At 50.3% G+C, this 16,325-nt stretch carries 16 protein-coding genes; 9 read left to right on the top strand and 7 right to left on the bottom strand.

Translation table 11 applies throughout. The annotated features are described in order from the left end of the window. Window positions 1-79: 79 nt before the first annotated feature. Both KCG43_RS07360 and KCG43_RS07355 read left to right on the top strand, forming a co-directional pair. The gene (locus KCG43_RS07360; protein WP_218384151.1) at window positions 80-2,266 is read left to right on the top strand and encodes a carbohydrate-binding protein; all 2,187 of its coding nucleotides are present in this window, start codon (window positions 80-82) and stop codon (window positions 2,264-2,266) included. Window positions 2,267-2,451: 185 nt separating this feature from the next. Continuing rightward, the gene (locus KCG43_RS07355) at window positions 2,452-2,703 is read left to right on the top strand and encodes a GlsB/YeaQ/YmgE family stress response membrane protein (protein ID WP_046219430.1); all 252 of its coding nucleotides are present in this window, start codon (window positions 2,452-2,454) and stop codon (window positions 2,701-2,703) included. A 63-nt stretch (window positions 2,704-2,766) separates the two neighbouring features. Here the strand turns inward: KCG43_RS07355 and KCG43_RS07350 are convergent, their stop codons facing one another. The 6 genes from KCG43_RS07350 to dinG form a co-directional block, all read right to left on the bottom strand. Beyond that, window positions 2,767-4,131: a hypothetical protein gene (locus KCG43_RS07350; protein WP_218384150.1), complete on the bottom strand. Its 1,365-nt coding sequence runs from the start codon at window positions 4,129-4,131 to the stop codon at window positions 2,767-2,769. A 205-nt stretch (window positions 4,132-4,336) separates the two neighbouring features. Next, window positions 4,337-4,540 carry a pleiotropic regulatory protein RsmS gene (gene rsmS, locus KCG43_RS07345; protein ID WP_225445046.1) on the bottom strand — a complete coding sequence of 68 codons (204 nt, stop codon included), beginning with the start codon at window positions 4,538-4,540 and terminating at the stop codon, window positions 4,337-4,339. After that, window positions 4,540-5,505, bottom strand: coding sequence for a histone deacetylase (locus KCG43_RS07340; protein ID WP_218384149.1), 966 nt, complete (start codon window positions 5,503-5,505; stop codon window positions 4,540-4,542). Before KCG43_RS07340 ends, rsmS begins: the two co-directional genes overlap by 1 nt. A 2-nt stretch (window positions 5,506-5,507) precedes the next feature. Then, complete coding sequence (locus KCG43_RS07335) at window positions 5,508-6,062, bottom strand: primosomal replication protein (RefSeq protein WP_192014815.1); 555 nt, start codon at window positions 6,060-6,062, stop codon at window positions 5,508-5,510. A 22-nt stretch (window positions 6,063-6,084) separates the two neighbouring features. Continuing rightward, on the bottom strand, window positions 6,085-6,858 hold the full coding sequence (locus tag KCG43_RS07330; RefSeq protein ID WP_192014816.1) for a TSUP family transporter: 774 nt from the start codon (window positions 6,856-6,858) through the stop codon (window positions 6,085-6,087). A 7-nt stretch (window positions 6,859-6,865) separates the two neighbouring features. Then, on the bottom strand, window positions 6,866-8,956 hold the full coding sequence (dinG, locus tag KCG43_RS07325; RefSeq protein WP_218384148.1) for an ATP-dependent DNA helicase DinG: 2,091 nt from the start codon (window positions 8,954-8,956) through the stop codon (window positions 6,866-6,868). A gap of 549 nt (window positions 8,957-9,505) precedes the next feature. Here dinG and KCG43_RS07320 point away from each other — a divergent pair. Beyond that, on the top strand, window positions 9,506-10,438 hold the full coding sequence (locus tag KCG43_RS07320; RefSeq protein WP_218384147.1) for a porin: 933 nt from the start codon (window positions 9,506-9,508) through the stop codon (window positions 10,436-10,438). A gap of 92 nt (window positions 10,439-10,530) precedes the next feature. Beyond that, entirely contained in the window at window positions 10,531-11,160 is a 630-nt protein-coding gene (locus KCG43_RS07315) for a DUF2057 domain-containing protein (RefSeq protein ID WP_218384145.1), read from the top strand. A 45-nt stretch (window positions 11,161-11,205) separates the two neighbouring features. Here the strand turns inward: KCG43_RS07315 and KCG43_RS07310 are convergent, their stop codons facing one another. Beyond that, on the bottom strand, window positions 11,206-11,568 hold the full coding sequence (locus tag KCG43_RS07310; protein WP_192014820.1) for a conjugal transfer protein TraR: 363 nt from the start codon (window positions 11,566-11,568) through the stop codon (window positions 11,206-11,208). A gap of 376 nt (window positions 11,569-11,944) precedes the next feature. On the opposite strand from KCG43_RS07310, the gene KCG43_RS07305 reads away from it, so the two are divergent. The 5 genes from KCG43_RS07305 to recR all read left to right on the top strand — a co-directional run bounded on the left by KCG43_RS07305 (window position 11,945) and on the right by recR (window position 16,315). After that, entirely contained in the window at window positions 11,945-12,346 is a 402-nt protein-coding gene (locus KCG43_RS07305) for a YbaN family protein (protein WP_303455993.1), read from the top strand. Between the two features lie 138 nt (window positions 12,347-12,484). Continuing rightward, window positions 12,485-13,045: an adenine phosphoribosyltransferase gene (gene apt / locus KCG43_RS07300; protein WP_218384143.1), complete on the top strand. Its 561-nt coding sequence runs from the start codon at window positions 12,485-12,487 to the stop codon at window positions 13,043-13,045. A 188-nt stretch (window positions 13,046-13,233) separates the two neighbouring features. After that, window positions 13,234-15,351 (top strand): DNA polymerase III subunit gamma/tau, encoded by a 2,118-nt coding sequence (dnaX, locus tag KCG43_RS07295; protein WP_218384141.1) that lies wholly within the window; start codon window positions 13,234-13,236, stop codon window positions 15,349-15,351. A 28-nt stretch (window positions 15,352-15,379) separates the two neighbouring features. Then, window positions 15,380-15,709, top strand: coding sequence for a YbaB/EbfC family nucleoid-associated protein (locus KCG43_RS07290; protein ID WP_192014823.1), 330 nt, complete (start codon window positions 15,380-15,382; stop codon window positions 15,707-15,709). 3 nt (window positions 15,710-15,712) lie between these two features. Continuing rightward, entirely contained in the window at window positions 15,713-16,315 is a 603-nt protein-coding gene (gene recR, locus KCG43_RS07285; RefSeq protein WP_027252661.1) for a recombination mediator RecR, read from the top strand. Window positions 16,316-16,325 lie beyond the last annotated feature (10 nt).

Here is a 16,325-nt window from a genome sequence, read left to right as displayed (position 1 = left end):
GCGGGGTGGCCTCCTAGCGCTTTGCGATTAGGAGATTCGGGAGAGGTTTTGCCTCGTAGGAAAAGTAGAAAGGGAAAATATGTTGAACACGAAATATGGACTCGTCACTTTGCTGGTGGCGTCAGCACTCAGTGGACAGGCACAAGCAAGCGGAATTCAGGGGTTTCTGGATTCACTGCGTGATTTTGAGTCGGGGATTAATCCTGCTCTGGCAGATTTTTATGCCCAGAACCTTGATAATCCAGTGTATACCTATGCGCAAGTGACAGTACCAGGCCGGTTGGTGCGTGATTGCTCTACAGGTGTGATGATCTCTGAGCCAACGACTATCAGCCAGTTCTTTACCAAACTGGGTATTGATAATATTTATAACCCGAACACACCCAACGATCCGGAAATGTTCCGGCAGATGCAGTATAACTCCATGAATGCATGGGGATTCATCGGTTATCAGTTAGGTGAGGCGGTGCTGATTGATGCCGGTTATTACAGCCCTAATGTGGTAAACATTGATGGTACTGACTACGACAGTTTCTATATGTTTGTCCCTGATTCAACCTGGATTGGCTGTAAAACCGAAGCCTTAGCAGAAATCGAAGGTTCAGGGGGCAATCAGGTTTATGTGACAGATAATAACCGCTGGGAAGGCACATTTGTCGGTAAAAATGGTGTGAACTCTCTGGCTGATTTGCGTCTGCCTGAAAAGCAAGAATTGGTAATGCGCGATGCAATGCACTTTAACGTGAAAGTGATCAGCAAGTTACTTGATGACGCGAACATGAGCTGGGGACAGGCTCTGGCAAAAAGCTGGCCGGGTACAGACGATGACGGCAATCCGATTCAGGTTCAGGCAACAATGTCCGGTATTCTGGCTGCAGCCCACTTACGTGGCGCCTGGGGGACTGCCGCATTACTGACCAATGATCAGATTACCTGTGACGAGCTGGGAACGTGTATTACCAAATATGTGCATAAGTTCGGCGGTTATAACACAATTTTTGATACCCCGGGGAACGATGTCATCGAGGGTTCACCTTACGATGAAGTGCTGACTGCCGGTGAAGGTAATGACACTGTGATTACCGGTGGCGGTAAAGATCAGATTCTGCTGAATGAGCAAACGGGTGCGGTCACAACAGTGAACGATTTTACCGTTGGTGATGACATTATCGTGCTGCGCGGCTGGCAAGCTGCGGATCCATTGGCTGGTTTGGTCGTGTCGTCGGTTGCTGGTGGCACTGAGCTGCAATTTTCCGGACAGACAGTGATCTTAACCGGAGTTAATGCCTCAGATGTCCAGGCCAATACAGAGCAGGTTATTGTTAAATCGGATGTCTATGCGCTGGCCTGGAACTCAGGCAAGCAAGTGGTTACCGGGTTTGATCCGGCGGTTGATAAGATTGAAGGTACAGCGGGTATCGGCTTTAAGCACCTGAAAGCTTTTGAGACAACAAGCTCTGTCGTTATCGGGCCTCAGGCCGAAGATGGCGGTATTTATGCCTCTTACGAGCTGGTGGGACTGACCCTGGCTGATCTAACCCCGTATATGTTTGTTAATGTGACAGGAGGTTATGACCGTCTGGGCTACATTGTGCCAATCAATAGTGTTACCTGGGGCTGGAATGTTGAGCTGGTTGTAAATAGTTTTGATGCGGCGAAAACTGTCATCACTACGCCCAGCAATGAAGCGATTCCGTTCAGTGCAGTGAAGCTGACTCAGGAAGGCGCAAACACTGTAATAACGTTACTGGATCCATTTGCTCAGGGAAATCAGAAGCGTTTGGTACTCAACAATACGGATGTGACTGCGCTGTCTGCCAGCAATTTCGCCGGTTTCACTGGCAGTTATACAGAGGCGACCATTGATATCCCTGTTTACTTTGATATCAGCGCAAGTGTCAGTGGCAGCGGTGGTACAATTTCACCTGCTCCTGATGCATCCGGTGTGCTGTCTGCTAAAGGTGGTGATGACTTTACTGTCAACTTTGTACCAGACAGCGGTTATACCGTCAGTTCAGTGACTGTTAATGGTGTCGCTCAGCCTGTGAGCAGCAGTTACACCTTCACAGCTGTGACGGCAAATCAGACTCTGGTCGTGAGCTTTGAGCCGGGTTCATCTTGCCCTGCCCCTTGGGTTAATGGACAGATTTATACCGCAGGCCAGCAGGCGATCTATGAAGGCAATATTTATGAAGCCAAATGGTGGACGGATGGCAATCAGCCTGATCAGGGTGGCCCTTGGGCATTGATTGGTCCTTGTAACTGATCGGTCATTGATAACAAATAAACGTATTCCTTGAGAGACTAACGAAAAAACCCGGTAAGCGATTATCGGGTTTTTATTTTATGAAAGGATCGCTTTTTAATCTGCATTAATTCCAATACATCATATCTCGTAAACTCAGCTAAGCTTCTTTTGAACATAGTGAATTCCGACGAGAGGAGTGAAAAATGGGTATTTTTTCCTGGATTATTCTGGGCCTGATAGCAGGTGCACTGGCCAAATGGCTGATGCCGGGTAAAGACGGCGGGGGCTGGATTGTGACTATGGCTCTGGGGATTGTCGGTGCTTTTGTCGGGGGCTGGGTAGGCAGCTTAATTGGCCTGGGGCCGGTTACTGGGGTGAATATTGGCAGCCTGATCACCGCGACCTTAGGGGCGTTTATTGTCTTGCTTGTTTATAACAAGTTCATTCGCTCTTAGCCGATCATCTCGTTGCGGGTAAGCCGCTCATACTGAGCGGCTTTATCCGTCAATCCTGAAGGATTATGCGGCGGGCTGATCCTGTTGTACCGCAGGCGAAACAAGTTCGCCGGAGGTAGTGGAAGAGTTGTCACTGGGCAGCTGTGGCGAGGTTTCAGCGTGTTTTACCGGCTGAATGGGCTGAACAGCGGTGGCCGGAGATGGTGGCGACTGGGTCGTTTTTTCTGCCGGCAGGTTATTGACGGTCAATTGGGCAATTTGTTGTATCAACAGGTTTTTTTCTACTGCATACTGGCTTTGAAGTGCTGCAATCTGCTGTTTTGCTGCCACCAGTGAGACTGCCAGTTCATCACCGCGTTGAGTTTGCTCTGCCAGTTTGTTTTTGGCTTCTGCTAAGTGTCTGGCTTCATCGCCTTGTTCATTCAGCGTGTCACGAATAGCGGACACCAGTGTTTTGCCCTGCTCTGAAATGGGCTGATTACGCAGATCTTCCGTCCCCAGCTCCTGACTGAACGCCAGCAGAATGTTTTCATAGCTCAGAATGTGGCGCTCGTAATCACTGGTTTTCATGGCTTTGAGCTGTTTAACAACATGCGCGATATGTCTGGCGTGTGCCAGTGCAAAAGCTGTTGCGTCCGCTTTTTCCTGAATAGCGTCTTTCGCGCGAGGTTCTGCGGTAATGAAAGCTTCTGTTGCTTTGAGCGTCGTCTCGGCATGTCTCAGTGTTTCGGGGGCATGTTGTCCGGCTTGTTCGGCCTGGAGGCGTTTGAGCTCTTTCTGGCTGTCAGCCAGATAAATGGTCGTCACGGTATCCACTTCTAAAGCACGTTGTTTTCGCAATAAATCCGCCTGACCGTTAATGGCTTTGTCATTGTTATTATCAGCGATGTAATCAACGAGCTTTTTCAGTTCTTTTTCTGCTTGTGCCATTGCCTGAGGGAAATAAGCAGCAGCACTGATGCTGTTTAACTCAGTGCGGTTACTGAACGCTTCACTTAGTATTTTCGTGGCTTCAGCACGCGTGTGATTGGCGGTTTCAATATGCTGATTGAACTGGGTTAAGGCTTCCTGTGTGGCCTGCAGGTAGGTTGTTGAGGTGAAAATCCCGATACTGTCGTTCGCTTTACCTGAATCTAAGCCATATTCACTGAAGTATTCCAGGGCCTCATCCAGCGCTTGTCTGGCCTCATCCATACTGTCAGTTGCAAACCAGCTGAGCGCCTGGTTTTGCGCAAAAGTCTGTTCGGCGGCTTTGATCTTTGCTTGTATGTCTTTTAATGGCTCAAGGCTGGTGGCGCTGGCATTGGTTTCAGTTTTTGGGCTGGCAACAGATGCCGAGTCTGAGGCGCAGCCGGTTAATAGCAGCAGGCTGGCAATACTGGTGAGTTTCAGTCCATTAACAATAGACAGGTTGCATAGTTTGGTCATTCTTAATTATCCCTGGAAAAGCAAACCATCATCAGGTATCCGTTCTGATACTGGCTGATTCATTATTTTTATCAATCTGAGCAGATATCTTAGAGAAGAACACAATGAATCTGAATTGATATATTACGTTTTAGGATAAATAAAAAGCGGGATCATTAAACGACGGGTTTAATTTAATGTTTCGTCATTATTTTGACGGGTAAGTTTACTCATCGCTTTTTCGCTGCAACTTCGCCTGCAGATCGGTTTTTACTATTTCCAGCGCGGCCAGTGCCAGTTCGGGGTCAACCTTGTTGGTTTCCAGCAGATAGATCAAATCCACTGCCAGCTGAACCTCTTTCGGGGCGTCGGTGAGCGAATGTTTCACTGTGTGTTGTCCGGTTGACTGTTGCTGTTGTTTTTTGTTCATCATGCATCCTGAAAGTCGACAGTGCCAGCTGGCGCAGTGATTTGTTTATCGGGTTGATGGACAGCCAGCGCTGCCCAGAAGAGCTGGGCATGGATATTAACCAATTGCTGGTGATCGTCACGGTATCCGCCTCCTACCACAGCGGCAAGCGGGATGTTGTTATCGTGGCACTGGCTGATGACAAAATGATCCCGCTGAAAAATACCCTCAGTGGTGACGTTAAAATAGCCGAGTGCATCGTGCTGGTGGATATCCACCCCTGCATCATAGATCACCAGATCAGGCCGGTGCTGTGCCAGCGCCAGTGTCAGCACAGCCTTAAAGGCCGATAAATATTCATCGGTGCCGGTTTCGCGCGGTAAGGCTAAATCAATGTCAGAGTCAGGTTTGCGCGCCGGAAAGTTTTTGTCGCAGTGGACAGAAAAGGTCAGGATGTTGTCGTCATCGGCCAGCAAGGTGGCGGTGCCGTCACCCTGGTGGACATCGCAGTCAATGATCATGACTTTATCAATACCGGGCAGCGTCAGGGCATGACGGGCTGCAAATGCCAGATCATTGACCAGACAGAAACCGCTGCCGAAGTCATAGTGCGCATGGTGATAACCGCCACTTAAATGCAGACTGATACCGTACTGACAGGCCAAATCCACAGTCATTCTGGTTCCGCCTGCCGATGTCAGGGTCCGCTCTATCAGCTGCGGACTCCAGGGAAAGCCGATACGGCGCATTTTTGCTGCCGGTAAAGTGTTGTTTATCAGGCTGTCTATATAGTTGGCCTGATGCAGCGTTTTGAGGGCGTCGGGCGTGACAGCTTCCGGCTGGAAAAAAGCCACATCGGCCCATGTCTCAATCTGTTTTTCCTGAGTAAGGTGCAGGAACAAGCGCTGATATTTGGTAATAGGGTATCTGTGCTTTGCTGGCAGAACCAGCTCAGAGTACACAGGATGATAGACAAGTGGCAGCATAGTTACCCTTTACGCTCAAGCTGGAGGATCGCCTTTTCAAGGCGTGTCATTGCCTGCTGGCAGCGGGCAAGCCGGCCTTCCAGCGCGAGCAGTTGTTGTTGCAAAGGCTGGCGTGAACTGGCCTGTGGTGCCTGCTCCAGCGCAAACGCCTTATCTTTCACCATAGCGGCAAGCCGCCTTTCCCAGTCCTGATGCTGTGCCAGTTCATCGTACAGCTCGTGCAGGCTTTTACGTTGTTTGACCTGGTATTTCGGCTCGGACTCACGAATCTGTTTGGTGGCCATTTCCCGCTGTACTGCCTGGATCTGAGCCAGAATTTTTTCGCAGACATAACTGGCTCTGGTGGCGTGTAACCGGCCTGATGCCTGCTCGCTTTTCAGTGCCGCAATCTCTTGCTGAATCTCGCGAATACAGGGAACCAGCAAGCGCGACTGGCCGTGAAATAATTGTTTGTCAAAAAGGGGTTTACTGCTTTCTCTGCGCTGATGATCCAGTGCTTCGGCAGGAGAGAGCAGCTTGTCGACCAGATCAGAAAGGCGATGAAGGTCGTTTGTCATAGCTGTTTTTCCTCTTACCTGTTTATAACCAGGCTTGCCAGGCCAGCCGGATGGCCAGAATAACCACCACGGTCACAAATACCGGGCGAATGAACTGACTGCCAAAGCGAATGGCAGAGTGCGCGCCAATATAGGCGCCGAGCATCAGGCAGACGCCCATGGTCAGCCCGAGGGCAACATTGATATGACCCAGTATGGCAAAAGTTATCAGTGAGGTCAGGTTACTGGTGAAGTTCATGGCTTTGGCCAGGCCGGATGCCAGCAAAATGTCCAGCTTATAGAGCGCCATGCTCGACACCGTCCAGAACGCGCCGGTTCCCGGTCCGGCCAAGCCGTCATAAAAGCCCAGCCCCGTGCCCTGCAGCCACTGTTTACGTTTCAGACTGGCGTTGGGTTCAGGCAGCTTGTGACTGTCGGCTTTGGGGTGCGGATGCCAGATCGTATAAATTGCCGCTGCAAGAATGATCAGCGGGAGCACTTTCTCCAGCCAGCCAGTACTGATGATGTTAACAACCAGCGTACCTGTCACGGCGCCAATCAGGGTCGCGACAAATGAGGCTTTCCAGAAAGCCGGGGAAAACAACTGCTTTTTATAGTAGGTCAGCGCGGCGGTAGAGGAGGCAAAAGTCGCCGCCAGTTTATTGGTCCCTAATGCGATGTGCGGTGGCAATCCTAACGACAACAAGGCCGGGACTGTCAGCATGCCGCCGCCGCCGGCGACCGCATCAATAAATCCGGCAGCCAGGGCTACCAGACCGAGAATGAGCCACATGCCCGGATCTATCATTTCAATCATTAATTATTCATTTTTCTTTGATGGTGTGTTCAATTACGCGCTTAAATGGCGGCAAGGAATCGAGCAGTGCTTTGCCGTAGCGCCGTGTGATGATCCGTCTGTCGAGCAGCACAACTCTACCAAAATCCTGCTCTTTGCGCAGCAGTCGGCCTGCAGACTGGATCAGCTTCTTACTGGCTTCCGGTACGGCAATCTGTAAAAAGGGATTACCACCCCGGCTTTCAATGTATTCCGCATGCGCTTCTTCAACCGGTGAGGTAGGCACCGCAAACGGTATTTTTGTGATCACCAGATTTCTCAGAAGATGCCCGGGTAAATCGAGGCCTTCGGAAAAGCTGCCGGTGCCGAACAGAATGCTGGCTTTTCCTTGTTCGCAATTGCTCTTGTGTTTATCCAGGAGGATTGTACGTGACTCTTCTCCCTGTACCAGCAGTTCCCAGCTGTTTTTTTGACAAAGCGGCTTTAAGGCTTCCGCGACCTTGTTCATTTGCCAGTAGGAAGAAAACAGCACCAGGCTGGCGGTCTCCCCTTCAAAATACTCAGGCAGGGTTTCTATCAGTAAGTCAGTGAACTGCTCTGCCTGCGGCTCACATTTCATCTGCGGGATCACCAACCGGCCGTTATTCTGGTAATCAAACGGCGAGGCGAGGGCAAGAAAGCGTGTCCCCTCCGTTTCGCTGATACCGGCCTGACGACAGAAGTAGCTGAATTGATTCAGAGCCCTGAGTGTCGCCGACACTAAAATGGAACCTGCTGCCCGGCTCCACAAAAGCTGATCGAGTCGATAGCCGATTTCCAGCGGTGACACCTGAACGATAAAATCCCCGTCCTGTTCCGGATTTTTTTCCAGCCAGCGCGCTAACGGAGCGCCCTGATCTTTGATGGGCTGTGCCATGAGCGACCAGACTTTCTCCAGATTTTCAAGCCGCTGCAGATAGTGGCCAGATTCTGCCAAAGCCGGTTCTGCGCTACGTGCCGGTACTTCGTCATCTTTCAGACGTTCAGTGATCATGTCATGCATTTTTGCCAGAGATTGCCTGGCTTTTTTGCTGGCATCCCGGCATCCTTGAGCCTCTTCTGTCAGCCAGGAAGGCAGTTCGCCGTGTGGAAAACGGTAACTGCCGTCTTTGCTGAATACCGCAGGGTCGACCTGACCGGCCAGCTGGCGTAACGTCGGCACTAAGTGCTGGATAGATTCCTGCAGCGTATTTTGAAAACGGCCGGCCTTTTGGACATCAGCCAGATCAGCCAGCTTACTGACCGACTGATTGAGCTTTTCCAGCCAGTTACTGGCACCTTTCAGGCTGGCTGCCGCGGCAGAGAAGTCCCTTGCCACTTGTGGCAGGTGGTGCGCTTCGTCAATCGCATAAATGGTGTGTTCAGGCTCTGACAATATAATGCCGCCGCCTAATTCCAGATCGGCCATCAGCAGCGCATGGTTGGCAATAATCACATCGGCTTTATCCATGTGCTCTCTGGCTTTCGCAAAAGGGCAGCTGCGGTGTTTGGCCATGCCGGAATTACAACTGTGCTTATCCGATACGATTTGCTGCCAGACGCGATCCGGCACCACAGTCGGCCAGCTGTCTCTGTCGCCATCCCACTTTCCCTGTTGCCAGGCGGCAAGCATGCGTTTAAGCATACTGAGGTCAGACTTTTTCGGTTTCTCCTGCCAGAGCGCCAGCTGACTGTCGTCCTGACCGGCACAGCTGGCTTCAAGACGATGACTGCAACAGTAACGCTGACGGCCCTTTGCCAGAATAAAACTAAATTCTTTCGGAAAAATTTGCCTGAAAAGCGGTAAATCCTTATGAACCAGCTGCTCTTGCAAGGCAACGGTTGCCGTCGCGATCAGTACTTTTTTGTTATTGAACAGTGCAAACGGGATACAGCCAATCAGATACGACAGGGACTTGCCGATGCCCGTGCCCGCCTCTGCAACCAGCATTCGCTGTTTATCATGGTATTCGCCCGATAGCGTTTTAGCGATTTCAGCAACCAGATAGTTTTGCGCACGACGGGGTATAAAATGCTCAAGTTGTGCACTCAGGTTGGTATAGCACTGTTTAATATCACTTTTTATCTGGTTGTGAAGCATGATTGAAACTTAATCTGGATTGGGGCCGTCATTATAACACGAAGCTCTGGCCGTGGAGCTTCTCGCTGATCCTCGCGCATTTTTAACTTGAAATGGGATTCTCCTCACGAAATAAGATTGAACCCCAGTTGAATGGTGTGCTGTTAACTACTTGATTGATTCAATCACCTTAAAGTTGTGGGTTTTAAGGTGTAATATTCTGCATTTATGTGTATTTAAATACTTTTGTGGCTATAAATTCTTTTATTTGATTCTATTAAGTAACCATTAAATTGCGTGTGCTAAGTGTATCTTTGTTAAATTTCTGCTAAATAAATATCTTAAGTAATTGAAAATTAAGGGTGTATGAAAAATTTGTTGTTACACAGTGAGAATTTGACATGGTAATAATTTCTCTGTCAGGATGAGTTCCGCAAGTTACGCCATCCCGGCATGGTTTTGTATGGTCAGGTTTTCTGAACCGAACACAGGCTGCCGGGAAGGGATATAAAAAAACAATAGGGATTCTGGAAATAGGAATTCCATCCATAAGAAAAGGCAGTGGATATCATGAAAAAAACGCTAATTGCACTCTCTGTACTGGCTGCAGGCTCTGCAAACGCTTCTGTAAACCTGCTGGACCAAGACGGCGTTATCGTCGACTTGTCTGGTTCTGCTGAAGTTCAGTTCATCCAAGACATCGCGGCAAAAGGTTCTGATGAAGATCCAACTATCCGTCTGGATGATGGTGACATTACACTGAACACCACTATCCCGGTTAACAACAACCTGAACGTGGTTGCCGGTCTGAGCTTTGACCTGTCTAACACTGATGATAAAGGTCGAGGTAACGGCAAGCCTGATGATTTCTTCAATGACGAGTTGTATGCTGGTTTCCAGGGCGCTGACTTTGGTACGCTGACTTTCGGTCGTCAGTTCCTGATCTCTGATGACGCAGGTATCGGTAAAGACTACGAAATGGGTCTGGAGCAACTGGATCTGGGTAAAACTCAGGGCAGTGAAGTTGTTAAGTATGTTTACGACAACGGCCAGTTCTACTTCGGCGCTTCTCACGACATTAACAAAGACGACAACGGTGGCATCACTGATGCACGCTTGGGTGCGCGTTTCGCCGGTCTGGACGTACGTGGTTACTACTACACCTCTGATGATGTAGGCGCAGTTGGTAACGAAGTTGACGGTTACAACATCGAAGCTGAATATGTATTCGGTGCTGTTGCTCTGGCAGCCTCTTTTGGTAATGTCGAAGTAAACAACGCTGATTCTGATTTGATTGAAGCCGCTGGTTCATACACCATGGGTAAAAACACTTTTGCCCTGGGTTATGTCTATGCTGAAGCTGATGAAACCAACAACGTTTACGCAAACGTAACTCACCAGCTGCACAGCAACGTGAAGCTGTACGCAGAGCTGGGTTGGGCTGACGGTGACAACACTGACTATGATCTGGGCTACGTAGCGGGTATGGAAGTACTGTTCTAAGAACGGTTCTTACCTGATACAACAGATATTGCAAAAGCCGCCGTTTGGGCGGCTTTTTGTTTTGGTTGACAACACAACAAGACTGATTGGCTATGAAAAAAATTATTTTATTTGCATCGCTGCTGGCGACGCATGTGCAGGCAGCAACCCTGTCGGTAAGCAATGGTATTGAGTTGTTGGTGGTAGATGGTAAAGAAGTGAGCACATCGCTGTGGTCACGCGCGACAGAGGTAGAGCTGCCTGCGGGTAAGCATCAGGTAGTCTTGCGCTACGATGCCGAACTGAAAAATGGCAGCAAGAACACCATTTATACTACCCGGCCTTATTTATTTGAATTAACTATGCCGGCGCAGGATGCCCGTATTGAACTGCCTGCCATGGTTGCTCTCAGTCAGGCTCAGGCTTATTTCCAACGCGGCCCGGAATGGACGCTGGTGATGGCCGATGGCAGCAAGCGTGTTTTACCTTTTGTTGAATTGCAGGGCGATGGCGTCGCGGCATTCAGTGATATGGAAGCCTTGGTGTCTGAGTACAACCGGCAGCACGCTATCACCTTTGAGCAGGGTTATGCCGTTGATTTGCAGCAAGCGGCTGTGGCAGTCGGGCAAGATGGCAAAGTGGAAATTACCGGTGATTCGCTGGCGCAGCTTAAGTTGTGGTACAGCAAAGCGAAACCCGAAGAGAAAGCCGCCTTCAAGGCATGGATGGCTAACCAGCCATAAAGGCGAAACGCTAGGGACAATACCACTATCAGGTGAGGGGGCAGGTTATGAGCGCTGATGGTGGTATTTACTGTGTGACTGGCACTGATGGCAGCGGGGCTGCGCGGGATCCTGCTCAAGGGTGGCTGTATCAATCGGTTCTTCGCAGTCGGTACAAATGCCGTACAAATCTAACCGTATTGCACATAATGCGGCATCAATGGCTTCCAGGCGCCGTGCTTTGCGTCCCAGTGCCGGTTCGGTGCTATGCGTTGCCAGCGTCAGCAATTCATTGATGGTTTTTTCGGGCTGTTTTTTTTCTGTGCTGTCAGCACGAATAGCATTCAGCGCTGAATAGAGTTCCACTGAAAGTGCCTCATATTCTTGCTCCAGTCGAGTGGACTGCTGTTGCAGGTAATCACTATTCATAGAGAGACTCCTAGGTAAACTGAGTCACAGTGTATGCCTAAACGTCACGCCAATACTGACTTATGTCAAAGCAACAGCAGAATAACCCTTCTTTTTGTCGGTTTTTGTTGTCAATAGAATGCTTTATAGTTCCTTGCTGTTTTTATGTGGCCACTTTGCCACTTTTTTCTATTTTTCAGTACGTTAAATTTTGGAAAAGGAAGATACAATGGAACATGATTTCAAAGAACCGTATAATCTTAATTACTTTATCGGTTTTCTGATTGCTATGCTGCTGCCGACATTACCTGCAAGCCTGACCTGGCTGGGTATTCTGAGCAATTAATCCGTCAGTAGCGGAAAGCCTGAAACAGGCTGAAAGTAAAAGAGAGGGAATGTGAAACAACTGATCTGGCGAACCCTGTTGCTGGTTTCCGGCTGGTGTTTCGTAATCTTAGGCGTGTTGGGCATTTTCCTTCCTCTTTTACCTACCACTGTCTTTTTATTGTTAGCCAGCGCCTGTTTCATGCGTGGCTCCCCCAGAATACACGCCTGGTTACACAGTCATCCTAAGCTGGGTCCCGTACTGGATAACTGGCATCAGCATCATGCCATCAGCCGGGCAGTCAAACGGCGTGCCAATCTGACCATAACCCTCAGTTTTGCTTTATCTATCTTCATCGTGCCTGTCTATTGGGTCAAAGTTTTACTGTTTGTAATTGCTATCGTTCTGCTGATTTGGTTTAACCGTTTACCTGTCAGGGAAACGCAATGTTCCGGACGTGGTGAAAGCCGTTAACCCCTGTGAGCTCTTACATTTCAGAGTGAAAGTTGCCCCTTACCGTAAAAATCACTACTATTTGCGCCTAAACTGCCTGATAACAGGCGTCAAATACCTAAACAAACTGCTGTAATTATGCAGCCGGTGGAAAAGACTATGAGCCAAGATACCCTTGTCCAAGACGATTTCAGTTTGATCAAAAACAGCATCAAAACGATTCCGGATTATCCTAAGCCAGGCATACTGTTTCGCGATGTTACCAGCCTGATGGAAGACCCGGCCGCGTATGGTGCAACGATGCAAGTTTTGCTTCAGCAGTTCAGTGACAAAGGGATAACAAAGGTCGTTGGGACCGAGGCTCGGGGGTTTCTGTTTGGTGCCCCGCTGGCGCTGGCGCTGGGTGTCGGTTTTGTGCCGGTACGCAAGCCGGGTAAATTACCGCGCAATGTGATCAGCGAAAGTTATGAGCTTGAATATGGCCAGGACACGCTGGAAATCCATGTAGATGCCATTGTTGAAGGCGATAAAGTATTGCTGGTCGATGATCTGCTGGCAACCGGCGGCACCATTGAAGCTACCACGAAACTGGTTCGCCGTTTGGGCGGTATTGTGGAAGATGCGGCTTTTGTCATTAACCTGCCTGAGATTGGTGGTCAGCAGCGGTTGCGTAATATTGGCCTCAATGTCTTTAGTATCTGCGATTTTGACGGTCATTGATTGACCCGTTCTGTTTAAATCTGGGGGATGTGGATTTTCAGGTTAAAATGTTGTCAGTAACAATCTGGAAAGGAAACATCCCCTTGAGTTCTCTCGCGCCTTTTCACTCCCTGTGCTAGCATGGTCGACTGGATTCAGTCTGGCGGATCACCGTCACTGATTGATCGGATTCTGTAGGATTTATCACCATGAGTTACCAGGTTCTGGCTCGGAAATGGCGGCCGCATCGTTTTGATGATGTGGTAGGCCAATCCCATGTCCTGACAGCCCTGACCAATGCGCTGACACATAACCGACTTCATCATGCTTACCTGTTCAGTGGTACCCGTGGCGTGGGGAAAACAACCATTGCCCGCCTGTTTGCCAAAGGGCTCAACTGTGAACAGGGCATCACAGCATCCCCCTGTGGCAAGTGCCATACTTGTCTGGAAATTGAGCAGGGACGTTTTGTTGATCTGCTGGAAATAGATGCCGCCTCCAGAACAAAGGTCGAAGATACCCGGGAACTGCTGGATAACGTACAGTACAAACCGGCGCGAGGGCGCTTCAAGATCTATTTGATCGATGAAGTGCATATGCTGTCTCGTCACAGTTTTAACGCCTTGCTGAAAACGCTGGAAGAGCCGCCAGAGCACGTAAAATTCATTCTGGCGACCACAGATCCTCAAAAACTGCCTGCGACGATTCTGTCCCGTTGCCTGCAGTTTCACCTCAAACATCTGGATAATGCCCAGATACAGCAACAGCTGAGCCATGTCCTGACCGAAGAAAGTGTCACCTTCGACAGCAAAGCGCTGAGTCTGCTGGCACGTGCTGCAGAAGGCAGCATGCGAGATGCACTCAGCCTCACCGATCAGGCGATTGCTCTGGGTAACGGCCAGGTACAGTCAGACTCAGTTGCGGCTATGCTCGGTACGCTCAATACAGAGCAGGCGCTGTATTTGCTGGAAGCAATGGCTCAGGGCCAGGTCGAGCCTGCAATGGCTTGCCTGGCAGAGCTGGCCACTGTTGGTGTGGAGTGGGATAGCCTGCTGAGTGAATTAGCCGCGCAGCTTCATCGTGTGGCTATGTATCAGGTGTTACCTGCCGCGCTGGATCTGTCCGCACCTGATGCCGACAGAATCGTTCTGCTGGCCAAATCAATGTCGCCGCAGGATGTGCAGCTGCACTACCAGATCGCATTGCAGGGCCGGCAGGATTTACCTTTGGCACCGGATGGCCGTACAGGACTGGAAATGGTGCTGTTGCGTATGCTGGCATTCCGTCCTGTCGCGGCGGGCGCATTAACTCCTCAGGCGGTTCCTGTACCGGCATCAGTACCAGCTGGTCGTCCGGCTGCATCTCAGCCAAGAACTGCACCTCCGGACACTTCAGCGGTTCGACCGGCAGTGCAGTCAGAAGCGGTAAGGCCTGTATCTGAAGGTGACTCACCTTCGCAGCCTGTAGCGGCTTCCGAGCCAGCAACAGTTCACGATCCTGCATCAGTTCGTGAGCCAGCAATGGCGCCTGATCATGCTCCTGAGCCGCAAACGGCACCTCAGCCTGCGGCAATGACACAGGCTGCATCACCGGCGTCCGGGCTACTGGCGGCAAGAAATCGCTTGCGTAGCCAGAGTCGGCGAGGCCAGGAACCTGTCGAGCCAAAAAAGACTGAGCCGGCGTCGGTGAAGAAACCTGCTTCCAGTGTGCTGGAACGGATCACGAGCCAGCATGCTGGTCGCCGTTCTCAGCCAGCAGGCGCAAATCACGTGTCGCCGGTCGCTCAGCAACAGCCAGTTGAGCCAGCCAAAGCTGAGGATTATCAGTGGCAGCCGACGAGTCAGCCCGAGCCTGACACGCAATTGCCGGAGGCGATCGCGCCCACTGATCTGAAGCAAGCGCTGGAGCACGAAAAAACACCTGAAATGGCGGAACTGCTTGTCAGTGAAGCGGCAAAGCAGGATAGTTGGTCAGAACTGGTGACCCGGTTAAATACCGATCGTTTGGTACAGCAATTAGCATTAAATTCTGCGATGGAGCAGCAGGGTAGTGACCTGACTTTGTATCTGCGTCCGTCTCAGCAGCATCTGGATACACAAAAAGCCAGGGCTCAGTTAAGCACAGCACTGGCTGAGATACTGGGACAAGAGATAGAATTACACATCAAGCCTGGTGATAATGGACGTACTCCCCTGGAATGGCGGGAATACATTTATCAACAGAAACTGGATCAGGCTAAGACAAGTCTGCAGCAGGATCCTCACGTGACTTTCATCTGTCAGCGATTCAGTGCTGTACTTGATGAAGAGAGCGTAAGACCCTTATAAATTAACCAGACCGATAGAGAGAGAAGATATGTTTGGTAAAGGTGGTATGGCGAACATGATGAAGCAGGCGCAGCAGATGCAAGAGCGTATGCAGCAAATGCAGGAAGAAATCGCCAACATGGAAGTGACAGGTGAAGCGGGTGCCGGCATGGTAAAAGTGACCCTGACCGGCGGTCACAGCGTTCGTCGTGTTGAGCTGGATGACAGCTTGATGGAAGACGATAAAGAAATGCTGGAAGATCTGATTGCGGCTGCTTTTAACGATGCGGCACGTCGTATTGAAGAAGCGCAGAAAGAAAAAATGGCCAGTGTTACCGGCGGCATGAACTTGCCTGCTGGCTTCAAGATGCCATTCTAATCAATGCGTACCAGTCCGTTACTTGAGCAGTTGATGGACGCGCTGCGCTGCCTGCCCGGTGTTGGGCCAAAATCAGCGCAGCGTATGGCTTTCAGCCTGTTGCAACGCAACCGTCAGGGTGGGTTGCAGTTGGCTGATGTGCTGGGAAAAGCCATGACCGAAATAGGCCATTGCCGCGATTGCCGTACCTTCACTGAAGAAGACGTGTGTGCTATCTGCGAAAATCCCCGTCGTCTGGAAAATGGCCAGATTTGTGTGGTGGAAAGTCCGGCAGATATTATGGCCGTTGAAGCGACAGGTCAGTTTTCAGGCCGATATTTTGTGCTGATGGGACACCTGTCGCCATTAGATGGCATCGGTCCGAGCGATATCGGGTTAGATGTGCTGGAATACCGTTTGCAAAATGAACACATTGCCGAGCTGATCCTGGCCACCAATCCCACGGTTGAAGGTGAGGCTACTGCGCATTTCATTGCCGAGCTTTGTCAGGCTTATCAGGTACCTGCGACCCGGATTGCACATGGTGTACCTGTGGGTGGTGAGCTGGAGCTGGTGGATGGGACAACACTGTCGCATTCTCTGGCAGGCCGGCAGAAACTGTATTAAAGCCGCTTTG

The organism is Photobacterium sp. WH24, from assembly GCF_019204055.1.
In the GTDB taxonomy this organism is placed as follows: Bacteria; Pseudomonadota; Gammaproteobacteria; order Enterobacterales; family Vibrionaceae; genus Photobacterium; species Photobacterium arenosum.
This window is presented reverse-complemented; position numbering and strand designations above follow the sequence as displayed.

What these genes read in the sequence shown, in the direction of transcription:
- KCG43_RS07360 (WP_218384151.1), top strand. Translation starts at nt 80, where the DNA reads ATGTTGAACACGAAATATGGACTCGTCACTTTGCTGGTGGCGTCAGCA.
- KCG43_RS07355 (WP_046219430.1), top strand. Translation starts at nt 2,452, where the DNA reads ATGGGTATTTTTTCCTGGATTATTCTGGGCCTGATAGCAGGTGCACTG.
- KCG43_RS07350 (WP_218384150.1), bottom strand. Translation starts at nt 4,131, where the DNA reads ATGACCAAACTATGCAACCTGTCTATTGTTAATGGACTGAAACTCACC.
- rsmS (WP_225445046.1), bottom strand. Translation starts at nt 4,540, where the DNA reads ATGAACAAAAAACAACAGCAACAGTCAACCGGACAACACACAGTGAAA.
- KCG43_RS07340 (WP_218384149.1), bottom strand. Translation starts at nt 5,505, where the DNA reads ATGCTGCCACTTGTCTATCATCCTGTGTACTCTGAGCTGGTTCTGCCA.
- KCG43_RS07335 (WP_192014815.1), bottom strand. Translation starts at nt 6,062, where the DNA reads ATGACAAACGACCTTCATCGCCTTTCTGATCTGGTCGACAAGCTGCTC.
- KCG43_RS07330 (WP_192014816.1), bottom strand. Translation starts at nt 6,858, where the DNA reads ATGATTGAAATGATAGATCCGGGCATGTGGCTCATTCTCGGTCTGGTA.
- dinG (WP_218384148.1), bottom strand. Translation starts at nt 8,956, where the DNA reads ATGCTTCACAACCAGATAAAAAGTGATATTAAACAGTGCTATACCAAC.
- KCG43_RS07320 (WP_218384147.1), top strand. Translation starts at nt 9,506, where the DNA reads ATGAAAAAAACGCTAATTGCACTCTCTGTACTGGCTGCAGGCTCTGCA.
- KCG43_RS07315 (WP_218384145.1), top strand. Translation starts at nt 10,531, where the DNA reads ATGAAAAAAATTATTTTATTTGCATCGCTGCTGGCGACGCATGTGCAG.
- KCG43_RS07310 (WP_192014820.1), bottom strand. Translation starts at nt 11,568, where the DNA reads ATGAATAGTGATTACCTGCAACAGCAGTCCACTCGACTGGAGCAAGAA.
- apt (WP_218384143.1), top strand. Translation starts at nt 12,485, where the DNA reads ATGAGCCAAGATACCCTTGTCCAAGACGATTTCAGTTTGATCAAAAAC.
- dnaX (WP_218384141.1), top strand. Translation starts at nt 13,234, where the DNA reads ATGAGTTACCAGGTTCTGGCTCGGAAATGGCGGCCGCATCGTTTTGAT.
- KCG43_RS07290 (WP_192014823.1), top strand. Translation starts at nt 15,380, where the DNA reads ATGTTTGGTAAAGGTGGTATGGCGAACATGATGAAGCAGGCGCAGCAG.
- recR (WP_027252661.1), top strand. Translation starts at nt 15,713, where the DNA reads ATGCGTACCAGTCCGTTACTTGAGCAGTTGATGGACGCGCTGCGCTGC.